General features: G+C 63.8%; 9 protein-coding genes and 5 pseudogenes. 7 read left to right on the top strand and 7 right to left on the bottom strand.

All coding sequences use genetic code 11. The features are described from left to right. Positions 1-19: 19 nt before the first annotated feature. Positions 20-904: an alpha/beta fold hydrolase gene (locus ACFXS9_RS36860; RefSeq protein WP_392700204.1), complete on the bottom strand. Its 885-nt coding sequence runs from the start codon at positions 902-904 to the stop codon at positions 20-22. A gap of 208 nt (positions 905-1,112) precedes the next feature. On the opposite strand from ACFXS9_RS36860, the gene ACFXS9_RS36855 reads away from it, so the two are divergent. Beyond that, a complete protein-coding gene (locus ACFXS9_RS36855) occupies positions 1,113-1,931 on the top strand; it encodes an MBL fold metallo-hydrolase (RefSeq protein ID WP_392698032.1) in 819 nt (272 codons plus the stop codon). Between the two features lie 102 nt (positions 1,932-2,033). Then, a pseudogene (locus tag ACFXS9_RS36850) lies at positions 2,034-3,084 on the top strand (amidohydrolase family protein). On the opposite strand, the pseudogene ACFXS9_RS36845 reads toward ACFXS9_RS36850, so the two are convergent. The 3 genes and pseudogenes from ACFXS9_RS36845 to ACFXS9_RS36835 all read right to left on the bottom strand — a co-directional run bounded on the left by ACFXS9_RS36845 (position 3,085) and on the right by ACFXS9_RS36835 (position 6,783). After that, positions 3,085-4,340 (bottom strand): annotated as a pseudogene (locus ACFXS9_RS36845) (aminopeptidase). A 209-nt stretch (positions 4,341-4,549) separates the two neighbouring features. After that, entirely contained in the window at positions 4,550-4,837 is a 288-nt protein-coding gene (locus tag ACFXS9_RS36840) for a DUF1330 domain-containing protein (RefSeq protein WP_392698029.1), read from the bottom strand. A gap of 57 nt (positions 4,838-4,894) precedes the next feature. After that, positions 4,895-6,783: pseudogene (locus ACFXS9_RS36835) on the bottom strand (DEAD/DEAH box helicase). Positions 6,784-7,087: 304 nt separating this feature from the next. On the opposite strand from ACFXS9_RS36835, the gene ACFXS9_RS36830 reads away from it, so the two are divergent. After that, entirely contained in the window at positions 7,088-7,804 is a 717-nt protein-coding gene (locus tag ACFXS9_RS36830; protein WP_392698026.1) for a DNA-3-methyladenine glycosylase I, read from the top strand. Positions 7,805-7,865: 61 nt separating this feature from the next. Here ACFXS9_RS36830 and ACFXS9_RS36825 read toward each other — a convergent pair whose 3' ends face one another. Further along, a complete protein-coding gene (locus ACFXS9_RS36825; RefSeq protein WP_392698023.1) occupies positions 7,866-9,098 on the bottom strand; it encodes a rhodanese-like domain-containing protein in 1,233 nt (410 codons plus the stop codon). Between the two features lie 59 nt (positions 9,099-9,157). Between ACFXS9_RS36825 and ACFXS9_RS36820 the strand changes: the two genes are divergently transcribed. Continuing rightward, on the top strand, positions 9,158-10,060 hold the full coding sequence (locus ACFXS9_RS36820; RefSeq protein WP_392698021.1) for a LysR substrate-binding domain-containing protein: 903 nt from the start codon (positions 9,158-9,160) through the stop codon (positions 10,058-10,060). 27 nt (positions 10,061-10,087) lie between these two features. Here ACFXS9_RS36820 and ACFXS9_RS36815 read toward each other — a convergent pair. Continuing rightward, positions 10,088-10,686: pseudogene (locus ACFXS9_RS36815) on the bottom strand (thiamine pyrophosphate-dependent enzyme). Then, a complete protein-coding gene (locus tag ACFXS9_RS36810) occupies positions 10,683-11,249 on the bottom strand; it encodes a thiamine pyrophosphate-binding protein (protein ID WP_392698019.1) in 567 nt (188 codons plus the stop codon). Before ACFXS9_RS36810 ends, ACFXS9_RS36815 begins: the two are co-directional and overlap by 4 nt. Before the next feature lie 240 nt (positions 11,250-11,489). Here ACFXS9_RS36810 and ACFXS9_RS36805 point away from each other — a divergent pair. From ACFXS9_RS36805 to ACFXS9_RS36795, 3 genes and pseudogenes are all read left to right on the top strand, one after another. Then, positions 11,490-12,172: pseudogene (locus ACFXS9_RS36805) on the top strand (RNA polymerase sigma factor). A 90-nt stretch (positions 12,173-12,262) separates the two neighbouring features. Beyond that, the gene (locus tag ACFXS9_RS36800; protein ID WP_392698016.1) at positions 12,263-12,784 is read left to right on the top strand and encodes a DUF4142 domain-containing protein; all 522 of its coding nucleotides are present in this window, start codon (positions 12,263-12,265) and stop codon (positions 12,782-12,784) included. A gap of 9 nt (positions 12,785-12,793) precedes the next feature. Next, positions 12,794-13,114 carry a cupredoxin domain-containing protein gene (locus ACFXS9_RS36795; RefSeq protein WP_392698013.1) on the top strand — a complete coding sequence of 107 codons (321 nt, stop codon included), beginning with the start codon at positions 12,794-12,796 and terminating at the stop codon, positions 13,112-13,114. The last annotated feature ends 6 nt before the right edge of the window (positions 13,115-13,120 follow it).

Raw genomic sequence — 13,120 nt, 5'->3', positions numbered from 1 at the left:
GCGTTGGATCTCACTCGACTTATCCGCGAACCAGCTCCATCACAGCCGCTGCAAACGCCTCCGGCGCTTCCTGCGGCAGATTGTGCTCGACGCGCGGCACCACGCGATGGACGCGGCGGCCGGTGAATTTCGACGCGCTGGCGGTGCCGTCGCTCGCGGGCGCCACGCCATCGCCTGCGCCGTCCAGCGTGATTGACGGCACGGTGATGGGAGGAAGCGCCGCCAGCCGGCGCTGGGTGTCGGCATATTGCGGATCGCCTTCGGCCAGACCGAAGCGGTGGCGATAGCTGTGGATCACCACATCCACGTAGTCGGGATTGTCGTGGGCGCTCGCAGTCCGCTCGAAACAGGCATCATCGAACAACCAGTTCGGCGACCACTGCGTCCACAACATTCGGGCGATCTCGCGTCGATTGGCGGCAAGGCCGGCGCGGCCGCGCTCGAGCTGGAAGTAATACTGGTACCACAGCGCCACCTCGCGTTCGGGGCGCATCGGCACCATCGCGTTGGCAATATCCTGGATCAGATAGGAATTGACACAGACGAGCCCGAGGCAGCGCTCCGGCCATAGCGCCGCGCCGATGCAGGCCGCGCGCCCACCCCAGTCATAGCCCGCGAACACCGCGCGCTGGATGCCGAGCGCATCCATCAGCGCCATCATGTCGGCGCCGACCGCCGCCTGCTCGCCCGAGCGCGGCGTCGCGGCATCGCGAAACCGGGTCGGGCCATAGCCGCGCAGATAGGGAACGATGACACGGCAGCCCTGGACAGCCAGTTGCGGCGCGACGTCGACATAGGAATGAATGTCGTAGGGAAAGCCGTGCATCAGCATCACGGCGGGGCCATCCGCCGGACCCGCCTCATAATAGGCGATGCTGAGCGGGCCGGCATCGACCTGGCGCAACGGCTCCAGCCGCTTCGATGCCGGGGCACGCGGGGCTGGGGCTGCGGTTTCTTCTGTCACGGCGAACTCCCTGGTTGAATCTTACGATATGTCATAGCCCGGGCCCGATGAAGCAAATCCGGCGCGCTGCCGCGCGCGAATGCCATGACGTCTCCCGAATTCGGCGATACAGTGTCGCCTACGGCTTTCACCGCTGACGGGTCATGCCATGTTGCGATCCCTTGCTGTCGTCCTCGCCTTCCTCGGCTCGCTGATCGTCCCGGCGGCCGCCCAACAGCAGCCCTTACGCAGCGAGTGCCTCGCGATGGCGAATGCGCCGCCACGCGCCGTTCCGGTCAGCCTGCGCCGTACCGCCGCCAAGGTGGAAGAGGTCGCGATTACCTATGTCGGACATTCCACCTATTATATCGATACGCCCGACGGCGTGCGGATCGGGACCGACTTCAACGGCGCCTACCGGACCGGCCGCCTGCCTGATGTCGTTACCATGAACCGCGCGCACTCGACGCATTACACACTGTTTCCTGATCCAAAAATTCCGCACGTCCTGCATGGCTGGGGCGAGAATGGACAGGCGGCGCATATCTCAACGCGCGTCGGCGACGTCTATATCCGCAACGTGCCGACCGACATCCGCCGCTACTATGGTGAGGGCTCCAGCGGGGGAATGATCAAGGATGGCAACTCGATCTTCATCTTCGAAGTCGCCGGCCTCTGCATCGGCCATCTCGGACATCTGCATCACAAACTCGACGAGACGCATTTTGCGGCGATCGGCCGGCTCGACATCGTGATGGTGCCGATCGACGGCACCTATACGATGTCGCTCGACGGCGTCTCTGAGATCACCAAGCGGCTGCGCTCCTCGATCGTGCTGCCGATGCACCGTTTCGCCACTCCGCTCGACGAATTCATGCGCCTGATCGGCCAGCAGTTCCAGATCGACCAGCGGACGGAACGGACGTTGAAGATCTCGCGCGATACGCTGCCGGGCACGCCGACGGTGATCATTCTGGAGGGGGTGTAAGCGCATCGCTAGTAACGCCGTCATTGCGAGTCAACCGGGCGCGCATTCGCGCGATCCGTTGGCACGCAATGACGGGCAACAACAATCAAGGGAGCGACGTCCATAGCCGCCAGCACTGCACCGGCCTCCAGAAGCGGGCTCTATGCCGATCCGCGCGAAGACTGGCTGGCGCAGCACACCGAGGAGATCATCGATCCCGCTCTCCCGATCGTCGACCCGCATCACCATCTCTGGGACCGCGGCGGCCTGCGCTACATGATCGAGGAGATGGCTACCGACATCGCCTCCGGCCACAACATCGTCGCGACCGTCTATGTCGATTGCCGCTCGATGTACCGCGCGCAGGGGCCGGAAGCGTTCCGCCCGGTCGGCGAAGTCGAGTTCGCCAATGGCGTTGCGGCGATGGCGGCGAGCGGCGGCTATGGCAAGGCCGCGATCTGCGCCGGCATTGTCAGCCACGTCAACCTGCTGCTCGGCGAAGGCGCAGAGCCGTGCTGGAAGCGGAGATCGCTGCCGGCAACGGCCGCTTCCGCGGCATCCGGCATTCCTCGGCGTGGGATGCCGATCCCAACGTCGCCGGCATGTATGCGACGCGGCCGCAGGGGCTGTTACTCGACAGCACGTTTCGCAGGGGCTTTGCCTGCCTCGCGCCATTGGGCCTGAGCTTCGACGCCTGGCTGTTTCATCCGCAGATCGGTGAACTCACTGATCTCGCCCGAGCCTCTCCCCACACCAAAATCGTGCTCGATCACTGCGGCGGCCCGGTCGGCATCGGCCGCTTTGCCGGCCGGCGCGACGAAGTCTTTCCGCAATGGAAGGCCTCGATCCAGGAAATCGCGCGATGCCTGAACGTCTCGGTCAAGCTCGGCGGGCTTGCGATGTGCCTGCTCGGCTACGACTTTCACCTGCGCCCGAAGCCGCCGTCTTCGAACAGGCCGCCGCCGCGTGGCGTCCCTATATCGAAACCTGCATCGAGGCCTTTGGGCCCGATCGATGCATGTTCGAAAGCAATTTTCCGCCTGATAAAGGCCAGTGCAGCTATCAGGTGATCTTCAACGCCTTCAAGCGCCTCGCCGCGCAATATAGCGAAGCCGAGAAGACGGCGCTGTTTTCGAAGACGGCGACCGACTTCTACAGGCTCACGCTGGGCTAATTACGCCCACTCGCCCTTGCGGAATACCGGCACGCGGCTTCCGTCGGCGTGAATGCCGTCGATGTCGGTTTCGGCCGATCCGATCATCCAGTCGATGTGAATGAGGCTCTTGTTGCCGCCCTGCTCGGCGATCTGCTGCGGCGTCAGCTTGTCGCCGCCAACGAAGCATTTCGAGTAGCACTGGCCGAGCGCGATATGGGAGGCGGCGTTCTCGTCGAACAGCGTGTTGAAGAACAACAGCCCGCTTTTTGAGATCGGCGAGGAATGCGGTACCAGCGCCACTTCGCCGAGACGCGCCGCGCCCTCGTCGGTGTCGAGCACCTTCTTGAGTACCTCCTCGCCGCGCGAGGCCTTTGCCTCGACGATGCGGCCTTCCTCGAACCTGACCGCCATGTTGTCGATCAGCGTGCCCTGATAGGACAGCGGCTTGGAGGAGACGACATGGCCGCTGACGCGCCGGCAATGCGGCGTGGTGAAGACTTCCTCGGTCGGGATGTTGGCGTTGCAGGTAATGCCGTTCTTCGCGGTCGAGGCGCCGCCTTCCCATTCGTGGCCGTCGGCAAGACCGATCGTCAGATCGGTGCCCGGGCCGGAATATTTCAGCGCGTGAAAGCGCTGGCCGTTCAGCCATTCGGTGCGCTCGCGCAGCACGGCGTTGTGTTTTTCCCAGGCGGCGACGGCGCCATCCTGATCGACGCGGGACGCCGCAAAGATCGCGTCCGCCAGTTTTGCCACCGCGACGTCCTCGGGGACGTCAGGGAAACTTGTTTGGCCCAGGACGGACTCGGGTAGGCGATGATGTTCCAGTTGGTATCGAAATTGACGATCTTCTCCAGCGCCGGCTGATAGGCGATCGAATTGGCCTTGCTGGCGCGCGCCACCTTCACCGGATCCTCGCCCGACAGCAGCATCGGATTGTCGCCGACGATGGCCAAGCGTGCGGTGTTGGCGCCGAACGCCTTCGCCATGCCCTCGTAGAGCCAGTTGGCGGCACGGTCGAAACCGGCCTCGTGGCCGTAGCGGTAGCGCGCCAGCGTGATCGCCTCGTCCGACAGTAACGGGGTCACCAAACCCGCGCCGGCCTGGTACGCATGTACGGCAATCCGGCGCACCAGCGGCAGCGCGACCGAGGGGGCGGTCAGCAGCAGGTCCTGCCCCGGCTGTAGCCGCAAGCCGACCTTGACCGCGACTTCGGCGAGGCGGTCGAGCTTTACGGGATCAATCGAGACAGAAGCGTTGCGCTCAGGTGCGGTCATGATTCTTTCGGCCAATGCTGAGGGTTTTAAGGGCTTCGCGATCTTCGGCCATGACGACACAATCAGGCCAAAGCGAGCGAAGCGCCTGACAACAGCAATAGCACAAGAATGGTCCGGCGAAAGCCGACCTCGTTGATGTTCCGGAATGCAATAATGCCTCGCCGGGGAACCCCCGGCGCGGATCAATTCAATACGGCAAGGCGGGCATCCTACAAACCCCTTACCGCCAGCACGATGGCGTCGGCGCCCGCTTTGCGATCGACCGAGATCTCCTGATATTCCGGCGAATTCTGAAATTCCTTTGCCGCGGCGTCATCGGGAAATTCCATGATCACGACCTTGTCGCGCGGCCATTCGCCCTCCAGTACGACCGGATCTGCGTCCGCTACCAGCAGCTTGCCACGGAATTTCTTGAATACGCCCATGAAGCGCGCCTGATAGCGATCGTAGAGTTCGCGGCGGGTGAACTTCAACTGGGCGATGATGTAGACGCTCATGACGGCTTCTCATTTGGGGGTTGCGCGGCGGGGCCGTTGAGGTCTCCGTCATGCCGGTCAGCCGCGAAACTTCTTCTTTTTCTTCTTATCGAATGCAGGCGTCTCCTTCTTACCGAATGCAGGCGCCTCGCGTTCATGCCGCGGTTTTCCGGCGTGAGCCGGCCTGTCCCGATGCGGTTTCTTCCTATCGTAACGCACTTCCTTGTCAAACCCTGCCCCGTCAGGGCTGTTTGCGTTCTTGCGGTGCGGTTTCGGTGTCCGTTCCTGCTCGCGTGCCTCGTCGCGCGGCGGGGCATTCGTCATCGCCTCGATGCGAATGCTGTCTTCCTTGTCGGGACGGCGGATCTCGCGCGGCGAAGCGGTCGGCGACGCGCGCGGAAATCTCGAACTCGGTGACGCTGTCGAGAATACGGATGGCGCCGATATCTTCCTTCTTGATGCTGCCGCGGCGGCACAACATCGGCAGCAGCCAACGCGCTTCCGCGTTCTTCCGGCGTCCGATCGCGGCGCTGAACCACACGGTGTCCTCCGCCATGCGGTGGCGCGTCGAGGATTTCGTTGGCTTCACTCCCCTTCCAGCCTCGCGATCGGCCCGCTCGCGGGCGCGCTCGGCACGAGATTTGACGCGCTCCTCGCCGGGATCGACGATGTCCTCGGGAGAGGGCAATCGCGCGCGATAGAGCCGAGCCAGCGCGGTGGCGATCTCTTGCGACGACCGTTCAGCAAGCAAGCTTTGCGCGAGTGCCTCATCGTCTGCCGTTATTTCGCCTGCGAACACATCATCCGCGCAGCAGCCGCTCCTGATCGAGCTTGCGGATTTCATCCGGCTGCGGCGCCAAGCCCCAGGCCGCGTCGATGCCGGCGAGCTTGAGCAACATATCCGCGCGACGCCGCCGCGCCGGCGGCACCAGCAAGATGCTGACGCCCTTGCGACCGGCCCGCCCGGTGCGCCCCGAGCGATGCTGCATGACTTCCGGATCGTTCGGCAGATCGGCGTGGATGACGAGGTCGAGGTTCGGCAAATCGATGCCGCGCGCGGCAACGTCGGTCGCAACGCAAACGCGGGCGCGGCCGTCGCGCAAGGCTTGCAGCGCCAGCGTTCGCTCGTTCTGGGTCAACTCGCCCGACAGCGCCACCACGGAGAAGCCGCGCTCCAGCAGCGTTGCCTGCAGATGCCGCACGGCCTCGCGCGTGTTGCAGAACACCAGGGTGCCAGGCGATCTGAAATAGCGGAGGAGATTGACGACGGCGTGCTCGACATCGCCGGCGGTGATCCGGATCGCGCGATACTCGATATCGGCATGACCGCCTTCGTCGCCGGCGACTTCGACGCGGAAGGCCTCCTGCTGATATTCCTTTGCCAGCGCGACGATGCCGGGCGGCAAGGTCGCCGAGAACAGCAGCGTGCGGCGGTCGTCCGGCGTGGCCTGCAGGATGAATTCCATATCCTCACGGAAGCCGAGGTCGAGCATCTCGTCAGCCTCGTCGAGCACGATCGCCTTCAACTCGCTGACGTCGAGCCGGCCGCGCCGCAGATGATCGCAGAGACGCCCTGGCGTGCCGACCACGATATGGGCGCCCGCGGCCAGTTCGCGCTGCTCGCGGCGCGGGTCCATGCCGCCGACGCAGGAAACCACGCGGGCGTCTGCGTGCTGATAGAGCCAGCCGAGTTCGCGGTGCACCTGAAGCGCAAGCTCGCGGGTCGGCGCGACAATCAATGCAAGGGGCGCGGTAGCCCGCTCGAATCGTTCGGCGCCATCCAGCAGGTTCGTTCCAATCGCCAGACCATAGGCGACCGTTTTGCCGGAACCGGTTTGCGCTGAAACGAGCAGGTCACGGCCATCAGCATCGTCGGCCAGCACCGCCGTCTGCACCGGGGTCAGCCGATCATAATTGCGGTCCGCCAAAGCTCGGGCGAGCGGCGCATTTGCGGGCAGTAATGTCACGAGATGTCAGACCTTGGTTGGCGTTGTCGGCCGGGAATATGAAAGGGCGCCTCGAACCGAAATGACTTAAAAAGCTGCGCATTGACGACGCGCAGCCGCACGGCCTGACGGATTTGAATGAGGTGGGGATGCTTTAGGCGAAATCCAGCCAGGACGCCATCCATTCTTTGCAGGTCAGCCGATCACTTCTGCGACGGTTAACCTTCCAGGCTGCCCGCTGGGAATTCCGGGATGATCCGCTACACTAGGGCTTTCCGGGTATTTCAGCCGTGGTTTTCAACTTAAGCATATGGGGCCATGCACCGTGACCGCGTTCAAGACCATCCGCGCCCGTGCCGAGAAGCGCAAGGGCGGGCCGAAGGCACTCGCCAAGCTGCTGCTGGCCAAGCCGGACCCGAAGGCGCTCGCCAAGCTCGGCGACGACCGGATTCTCGCCGAAATGACCAAGCGGGTATTCTGCGCGGGCTTTGCCTGGAGCGTGATCGAGAGCAAATGGCCGGGATTCGAGAAAGCGTTTCTCGGCTTCAAGCCCGGGCCGCTGACGCTGCAGCCGGATGATTTCTGGGACAGCCTGATGAAGGACACCCGCATCGTGCGCAACGGCGCCAAGATCATGTCGGTGCGCGCCAATGCCGGTTTCGTCCGCGACGTTGCGAAGGAGCACGGCAGCTTCGGCAAGTTCCTTGCGAATTGGCCGTCGTCGGACCAGGCCGGATTGCTGGAACTGCTGGCCAAGCGCGGCAGCCGGCTCGGCGGCAATACCGGGCAGATGATGCTGCGTTTCCTCGGCTGGGACGGATTCGTTACCTCCGGAGACGTCGTGCTGTGCCTGCGCGATGCCGGGCTCGACATTGCGGAGACGGTTACCTCCAAGCGCGATCTCGCCAAGGTGCAGGCGCAATTCAATGCATGGGCGGAGGAGACCGGCCTTCCTTATGTACAGCTTTCGCGGATTTGCGCGATGTCGATCGGCGAGAATTATTCGGCGGAGAAGCTGGCCAGTTTCGGCGCGGATGAATGATGGGTATCGCCCCCTCGCTCTTCGAGCTACGGCGAGACAAGTCCGCTCCGCCTGCGCGATCTCAAATCACGAAGAATCCGTGCGTGCCGTCGCGGCGGAGCTGCTCGACGAGGCCGTATTCCCAGTCGAGATAAGCCTGCATCGCGCTTTCCTTGACATCGGTGCCCTCATAGGGCCGGCGATAGCGATGTGACGGATCGGGTTTTGGGATCACGCGCGGCGGCCCGATTTCCAGCGTGGCGTCGTAGCCCCCTTCGAGCACGTAAGTCTCCCAGCCCATTTGCGCCAGCCAGGACGCCGTCATGTCGGCGCGCACGCTCATATTGTCCGTCAGCACGATCCGGGCGCCGCGCACCGGCGCCGCCATATCGACTTCCTGCACCAATTGCCCGCCGGCGTAATGGCGGAAGCCCCTGATATGGCCAGCCGTGTATTCCTCCTCCGAGCGGACGTCGAAGCAGTAGAGCGTACGGTTGGCCCGCGCCTGCAACGCCGCCATTTCTTCTGATCCGATATGCCGGACGCCGGCGCGATAGGCGACGTCGCGAGCATTGGCTTCGCCGCCTTTGATGGCACCGACCTCGCCGCGCCTGTCACTGCCATGTTCGAGATGTTGTTTGGCCAGCGTCCAGCCGATGGTGCCGTTGCGCAGCGCCCGCACCTTGTTCGCGACGCCGGCATTGATCAGCGACTGGGTGCCGATGATCGAGCGGGTGCGGCCTGCGCAATTGACGATGATGATGGTCTCGGGATCCGGCGCGGCGCGGCCGGCGCGCAGCACCAGTTCGGCGCCGGGCACGCTGATGGAGCCCGGGATGTTCATGGTGGCGTATTCATCGAAGCGGCGGACATCGAGTATCTCGATATTGGCTCCGCTCGCAATCAGGGCGCCGACTTCCTCGGCGGCGAGCGAAGGCGTGTGCCGCCGCGACTCGACCAGTTCGCCGAAGGCCTTGGCGTAGGAATTGACGTCCTCGAACACCTCATAGCCCGCCGACTTCCAGCCCTGCAGCCCGCCGTCGAGCTGGCGGACATTGGTGTAGCCCAATGCATTCAGGCGGTCCGCCGCTGCGCCGACGAGGCCCTCACCGGCGTCATAGATCACGATCGGCACGTCCCTGCGCGGCAGCCGCGTCTCCGCTTCGAGCGCGATCCGGTCGGCCGCCATGTTGGCGGCAAACAGGGGATGACCGGTGGCGAACACCGCCTCGTGCCTGACATCGAGCAGCGCGATTTCCTCGCGCAGCAGCAGCGCGGCGCGGACTTGCGAGGGGGTAACTGAGGGTATGGTCATGGACGGAGATTCCGAAAACGGCATATGATCGCTTGCATAACAGGCACTCTGGGCACTCGATGGATCTCAAACAACTGCGGACTTTCCGGGCCGTAGCCGAACTTGGAAGCCTGAGCAAGGCCGCCGACCGGCTGCGTGCCGCGCAGCCGGCGCTGAGCCGCCACATCAAGCTGCTCGAGCACGAGCTTCGCGTCGAGCTGTTCGTCCGCAACGGGCGCGGCATGCTCTTGACCAGCGCGGGCCGGATGCTGCTCGACCGCACCACCGGCCTGATCCGCCAGATCGAGCAGGTCAGCGACGACCTCAAATCGGCGAACGGCAACCCGTCGGGCCGGGTCATTCTCGGGCTGGTGCCGACGGTCAGCGCTGTCCTGTCCGGACGGTTTGCCCGCCGCGTCCTCAACGAGTTTCCCGATGTCTCGCTGCGCATCGTGGAGAGCTATGGCGGGCACCTGGTCGAATGGCTGCACCGCGGCGAGATGGATCTCGCGATCATCTATGGTCCGGCGGTCGATCTCCATCTTCAGGTCCAGTCGATCGGCCGCGAGGATATCGTCGCTGTCGGGCCGCCGGGGTCGGGGCTGAACAAGCGCAAGCAGGTCGATCTGAAGTGGCTGGTGAAGCAGAAGCTGATCCTGCCAAGCATCTCGCATGGTCTGCGCGCGCTCTTGGAGAAGGCGCTGGCGCGCGAAAAACTGAAGTTAGAGGCCATGATCGAGGTCGATTCCTACCGCGCCCAGATCAGCCTGATGGAGGAAGGGCTCGGCTATACGCTGCTGCCGCCCTCGGCGATCCGCACCGAGGTGGCGACGAAACGGCTGGAGATGGCCGCAGTCAGTCCCGCGGTGTCGCGCGAACTGATTTTGGCTTCGCCGATCGCCCACCCGCCGTCGATCGCAACGACGACGATCGCGGCGCTGATCGTATCCGAGATTCAACAGCTTTCCCGGGAAGGGCTTTGAAGATCAGCATGACAGCGTAGCTGCGCCTTAATTATACAGCGCCTCGTCTCCCAACACCGATTGCCGGAAGCGCGTCGTCAGGATGACGCCGTCGGCAGGCGGCATCACGAACACCAGCGCCTCGGGATTGATCTTGATCTGCGCGAAAACCGTTCCTCGCCCTTCATGCGCGAGGTCGCGCAGTTCGGTGACTTCCGCCATCGTGCGAACAATGCGCGAGGTGCGGATGCCGCAGGCGGTCGCGATGGCGGCGAGGTCGACCCTGACGCGGTCGGGGTTTTCTGCATGCCGGTCTCGCCGAAGCGCTCGTTGTCGAGAACGGCGATCGTGAGATTCTTCGGCGCCTCGACCGCGATCGTGGCGAGCGAGCCGATATTCATCAGCATCTCGCCGTCGCCGGTGATGACGAGCACCTTGCGCTTGGGCTGCGCCAGCGCCAGCCCAAGCCCAATCATCGAGGCGGCACCCATGGCGCCCCAGAGCGGAAAATTGTTCGGATGGTCGCCGGCGGCGGAGACGTCCCAGTTCGGCGCGCCGAGCCCGGCGATGACGAGGAGATCGGCGCGGTCGCGCAACAATTCGTTGACGACGTCGCGGCGATGCAGAAGCGCGTTCGGATTGCTCATTTGCGGGCAAGCTCCTTGAAATTCTTGGCGCCAAGCACGCGCTGGCCGATCAGGACTGCCACCGGCTTCCAGGTGTTGAAGGCGAGGTTCGCCGCGCCCTGCACGGTGGAGGCGACGAGATCAGGCTCGTCGACCTTGTTCACGATCACGCCCATGGCCTCCAGCGAGGGCCGCGTGCCCTGGCCCATCGGAATCTGCCAGGGATTGAACTCGCCCCAATCGCCGCGCATGGTGACGATCATCAATAACGGCATGTGGCAGATGACGGGCAGCGACAGCATGTTGATGCAATTGCCGACGCCGCTCGACTGCAACAACAGCACGCCGCGCTCGCCGCCGAGCCACGCGCCCGCCAGCATCGCCACGCCCTCTTCCTCCGTCGTCAGCGTGACGACGCGAGTCTCGGGATCGGCCTCGAAGGAGCGGATCAGGCGGCTGTGGCCGGCGTCCGGAACCATCGCGACCTGGCGAATGCCGGCCTCCTTGAGCACGCGGTAGATCTCGTCCGGCCACGTCGGCAGCGCCGGTGCGGCCCCGGCGCGTGATTTTGCTGCTTCCGCCATCGGGCTCAATTTCCTCCGCGATTCCAAGGGTTGGTTGACGTCAGAATAGATCGCGGCGAGAGTTCGAGGAATTTGAATGTGGACATGGCTTCTATCGCAAAATTGAAAGGCTCGGAGCCAAAGCGTCATGCCGAATGGCTGGCACGCTGACGTTTGGCCCGTCCATGCAGCCGAAATTATTTCGGGAACCTGCTGGCTCCTGCAGCATCCAATCCCAATACCCTGTTATTGGTGGAAATCATGCACCAGGCCCACATACCGGACACCGCGCGCCTCGATACCGGCGACGCCGAGTTGGTGCGCCGCGCGCTGGCCCGCGACGAGGCGGCGGTGCGCGCGATCATGCAGGCGAATAATCGCAGGCTGTACCGGCTCGCCCGCGGCATTCTGCGCAACGATGGCGAGGCCGAAGACGTCGTGCAGGAGGCCTATGTCCGTGCCTTCACCCATCTGGAAAACTTTCGCGGTGATTCCAGCCTGTCGACGTGGTTGTCGCGGATCACCATGAATGAGGCGCTCGGCCGGCTGCGCCGCCAGCGGCCCGCCGTCGAACTGGACTCATTGCCGCAGGGCGCGCTGGAGGCCCAGATCATCCAGTTTCCTCTTGCCGCCGACGATCCGGAAAAATCCATGGCCCAGCGTGAAATTCAGCATGTCGTCGAACACGCCATCGACGAATTGCCGGAAGCGTTCCGTCTCGTCTTCATCACCCGCGTGATCGAGGGAATGAATGTGGAAGAGACCGCCGAAATTCTCGGGCTGAAGCCGGAGACGGTAAAAACCCGATTGCACCGCGCCCGTACCATGCTGCGCGACATCGTCGAGAACAAGATCGGTCCCGTGGTGATGGAGGCATTCCCTTTGCCGGCCGGCGCTGCGAGCGGTTGACGCACACCGTGCTGAAGCGGCTGGGCTTCGACTAACTTTTCCGGGAACCTCTGCACTCCACGCCCATCCAACTCCTGTTCATCAACGCGCGGCATTGGTTCCGCGCGCCACAGGAGTATCAAACCATGTTCATACGATTGAGTGCGGCGATCGCCGCGTTGAGCCTTCTTGGCAGCGCCGCGCTGGCGCAAGGCGCAAAACCCACCGATCCCCAGATCGCGCATATCGCCTACACGGCGGGCGTCATCGACATCAACGCCGCCAAGCAGGCGATCGCGAAAGCCAGCCACAAGGACGTCAAGGCGTTCGCGCAAGACATGGTGCGCGACCATGAGACCGTGAACAAGCAGGCGCTCGACCTGGTCAAGAAGCTGAAGGTCACACCGGAGGACAACGACACCAGCAAGACGCTGTCGAAGCAGGCCACCGAAAAGCTCGCCGAGCTCGACAAGTTGAAAGGCGCCGAATACGACAAGGCCTATCTCGCCAACGAGGTCGCCTACCACAAGGCCGTCAACAGCGCGCTGGAGACGCAATTGATTCCATCAGCCAGCAATGCCGAGCTGAAGAGCCTGCTGCAAACCGGCCTAAAGATTTTTCAAGGCCACCAGCAGCACGCCGAACAAGTCGCCGCCAAGCTGAAGTAGGAGGCCGCCATGCGTCCGGGACGATATCTGCCGCTCGCCGCTGCCCTGCTGCTTGGCGCGGTGGTCGTCCCGGGGCATGCAGCGACGATCCAGATCATGATCGACAATCTGGTGTTCGCGCCGGCCGAGGTGTCTGCCAAGGTCGGCGACACCATCGAATGGATCAACATGGACGTGTTCGCCCACACCGCGACCGCGCGCAACGGCGATTTCGATATCGCCACGCCGCCGAAGAAGACGGTGACGTCGGTGCTGACGAAGGCCGGCAGCGTCGAATATTACTGCCGCTACCATCCTAACATGAAGGCGGTGCTGACGATTGCGCCGTAGCCGCTG

It is taken from the genome of Bradyrhizobium sp. RDI18 (assembly GCF_043203335.1).
In the GTDB taxonomy this organism is placed as follows: Bacteria; Pseudomonadota; Alphaproteobacteria; order Rhizobiales; family Xanthobacteraceae; genus Bradyrhizobium; species Bradyrhizobium retamae.
Note: the sequence above shows the minus strand (reverse complement) of the source record. Positions and strands in the feature narration are given on the sequence as shown.

Excerpts from the sequence above, each read along its gene's own strand:
- ACFXS9_RS36825 (WP_392698023.1), bottom strand. The coding sequence starts at position 9,098 with ATGACCATACCCTCAGTTACCCCCTCGCAAGTCCGCGCCGCGCTGCTG.
- ACFXS9_RS36855 (WP_392698032.1), top strand. The coding sequence starts at position 1,113 with ATGTTGCGATCCCTTGCTGTCGTCCTCGCCTTCCTCGGCTCGCTGATC.
- ACFXS9_RS36800 (WP_392698016.1), top strand. The coding sequence starts at position 12,263 with ATGTTCATACGATTGAGTGCGGCGATCGCCGCGTTGAGCCTTCTTGGC.
- ACFXS9_RS36840 (WP_392698029.1), bottom strand. The coding sequence starts at position 4,837 with ATGAGCGTCTACATCATCGCCCAGTTGAAGTTCACCCGCCGCGAACTC.
- ACFXS9_RS36810 (WP_392698019.1), bottom strand. The coding sequence starts at position 11,249 with ATGGCGGAAGCAGCAAAATCACGCGCCGGGGCCGCACCGGCGCTGCCG.
- ACFXS9_RS36795 (WP_392698013.1), top strand. The coding sequence starts at position 12,794 with ATGCGTCCGGGACGATATCTGCCGCTCGCCGCTGCCCTGCTGCTTGGC.
- ACFXS9_RS36820 (WP_392698021.1), top strand. The coding sequence starts at position 9,158 with ATGGATCTCAAACAACTGCGGACTTTCCGGGCCGTAGCCGAACTTGGA.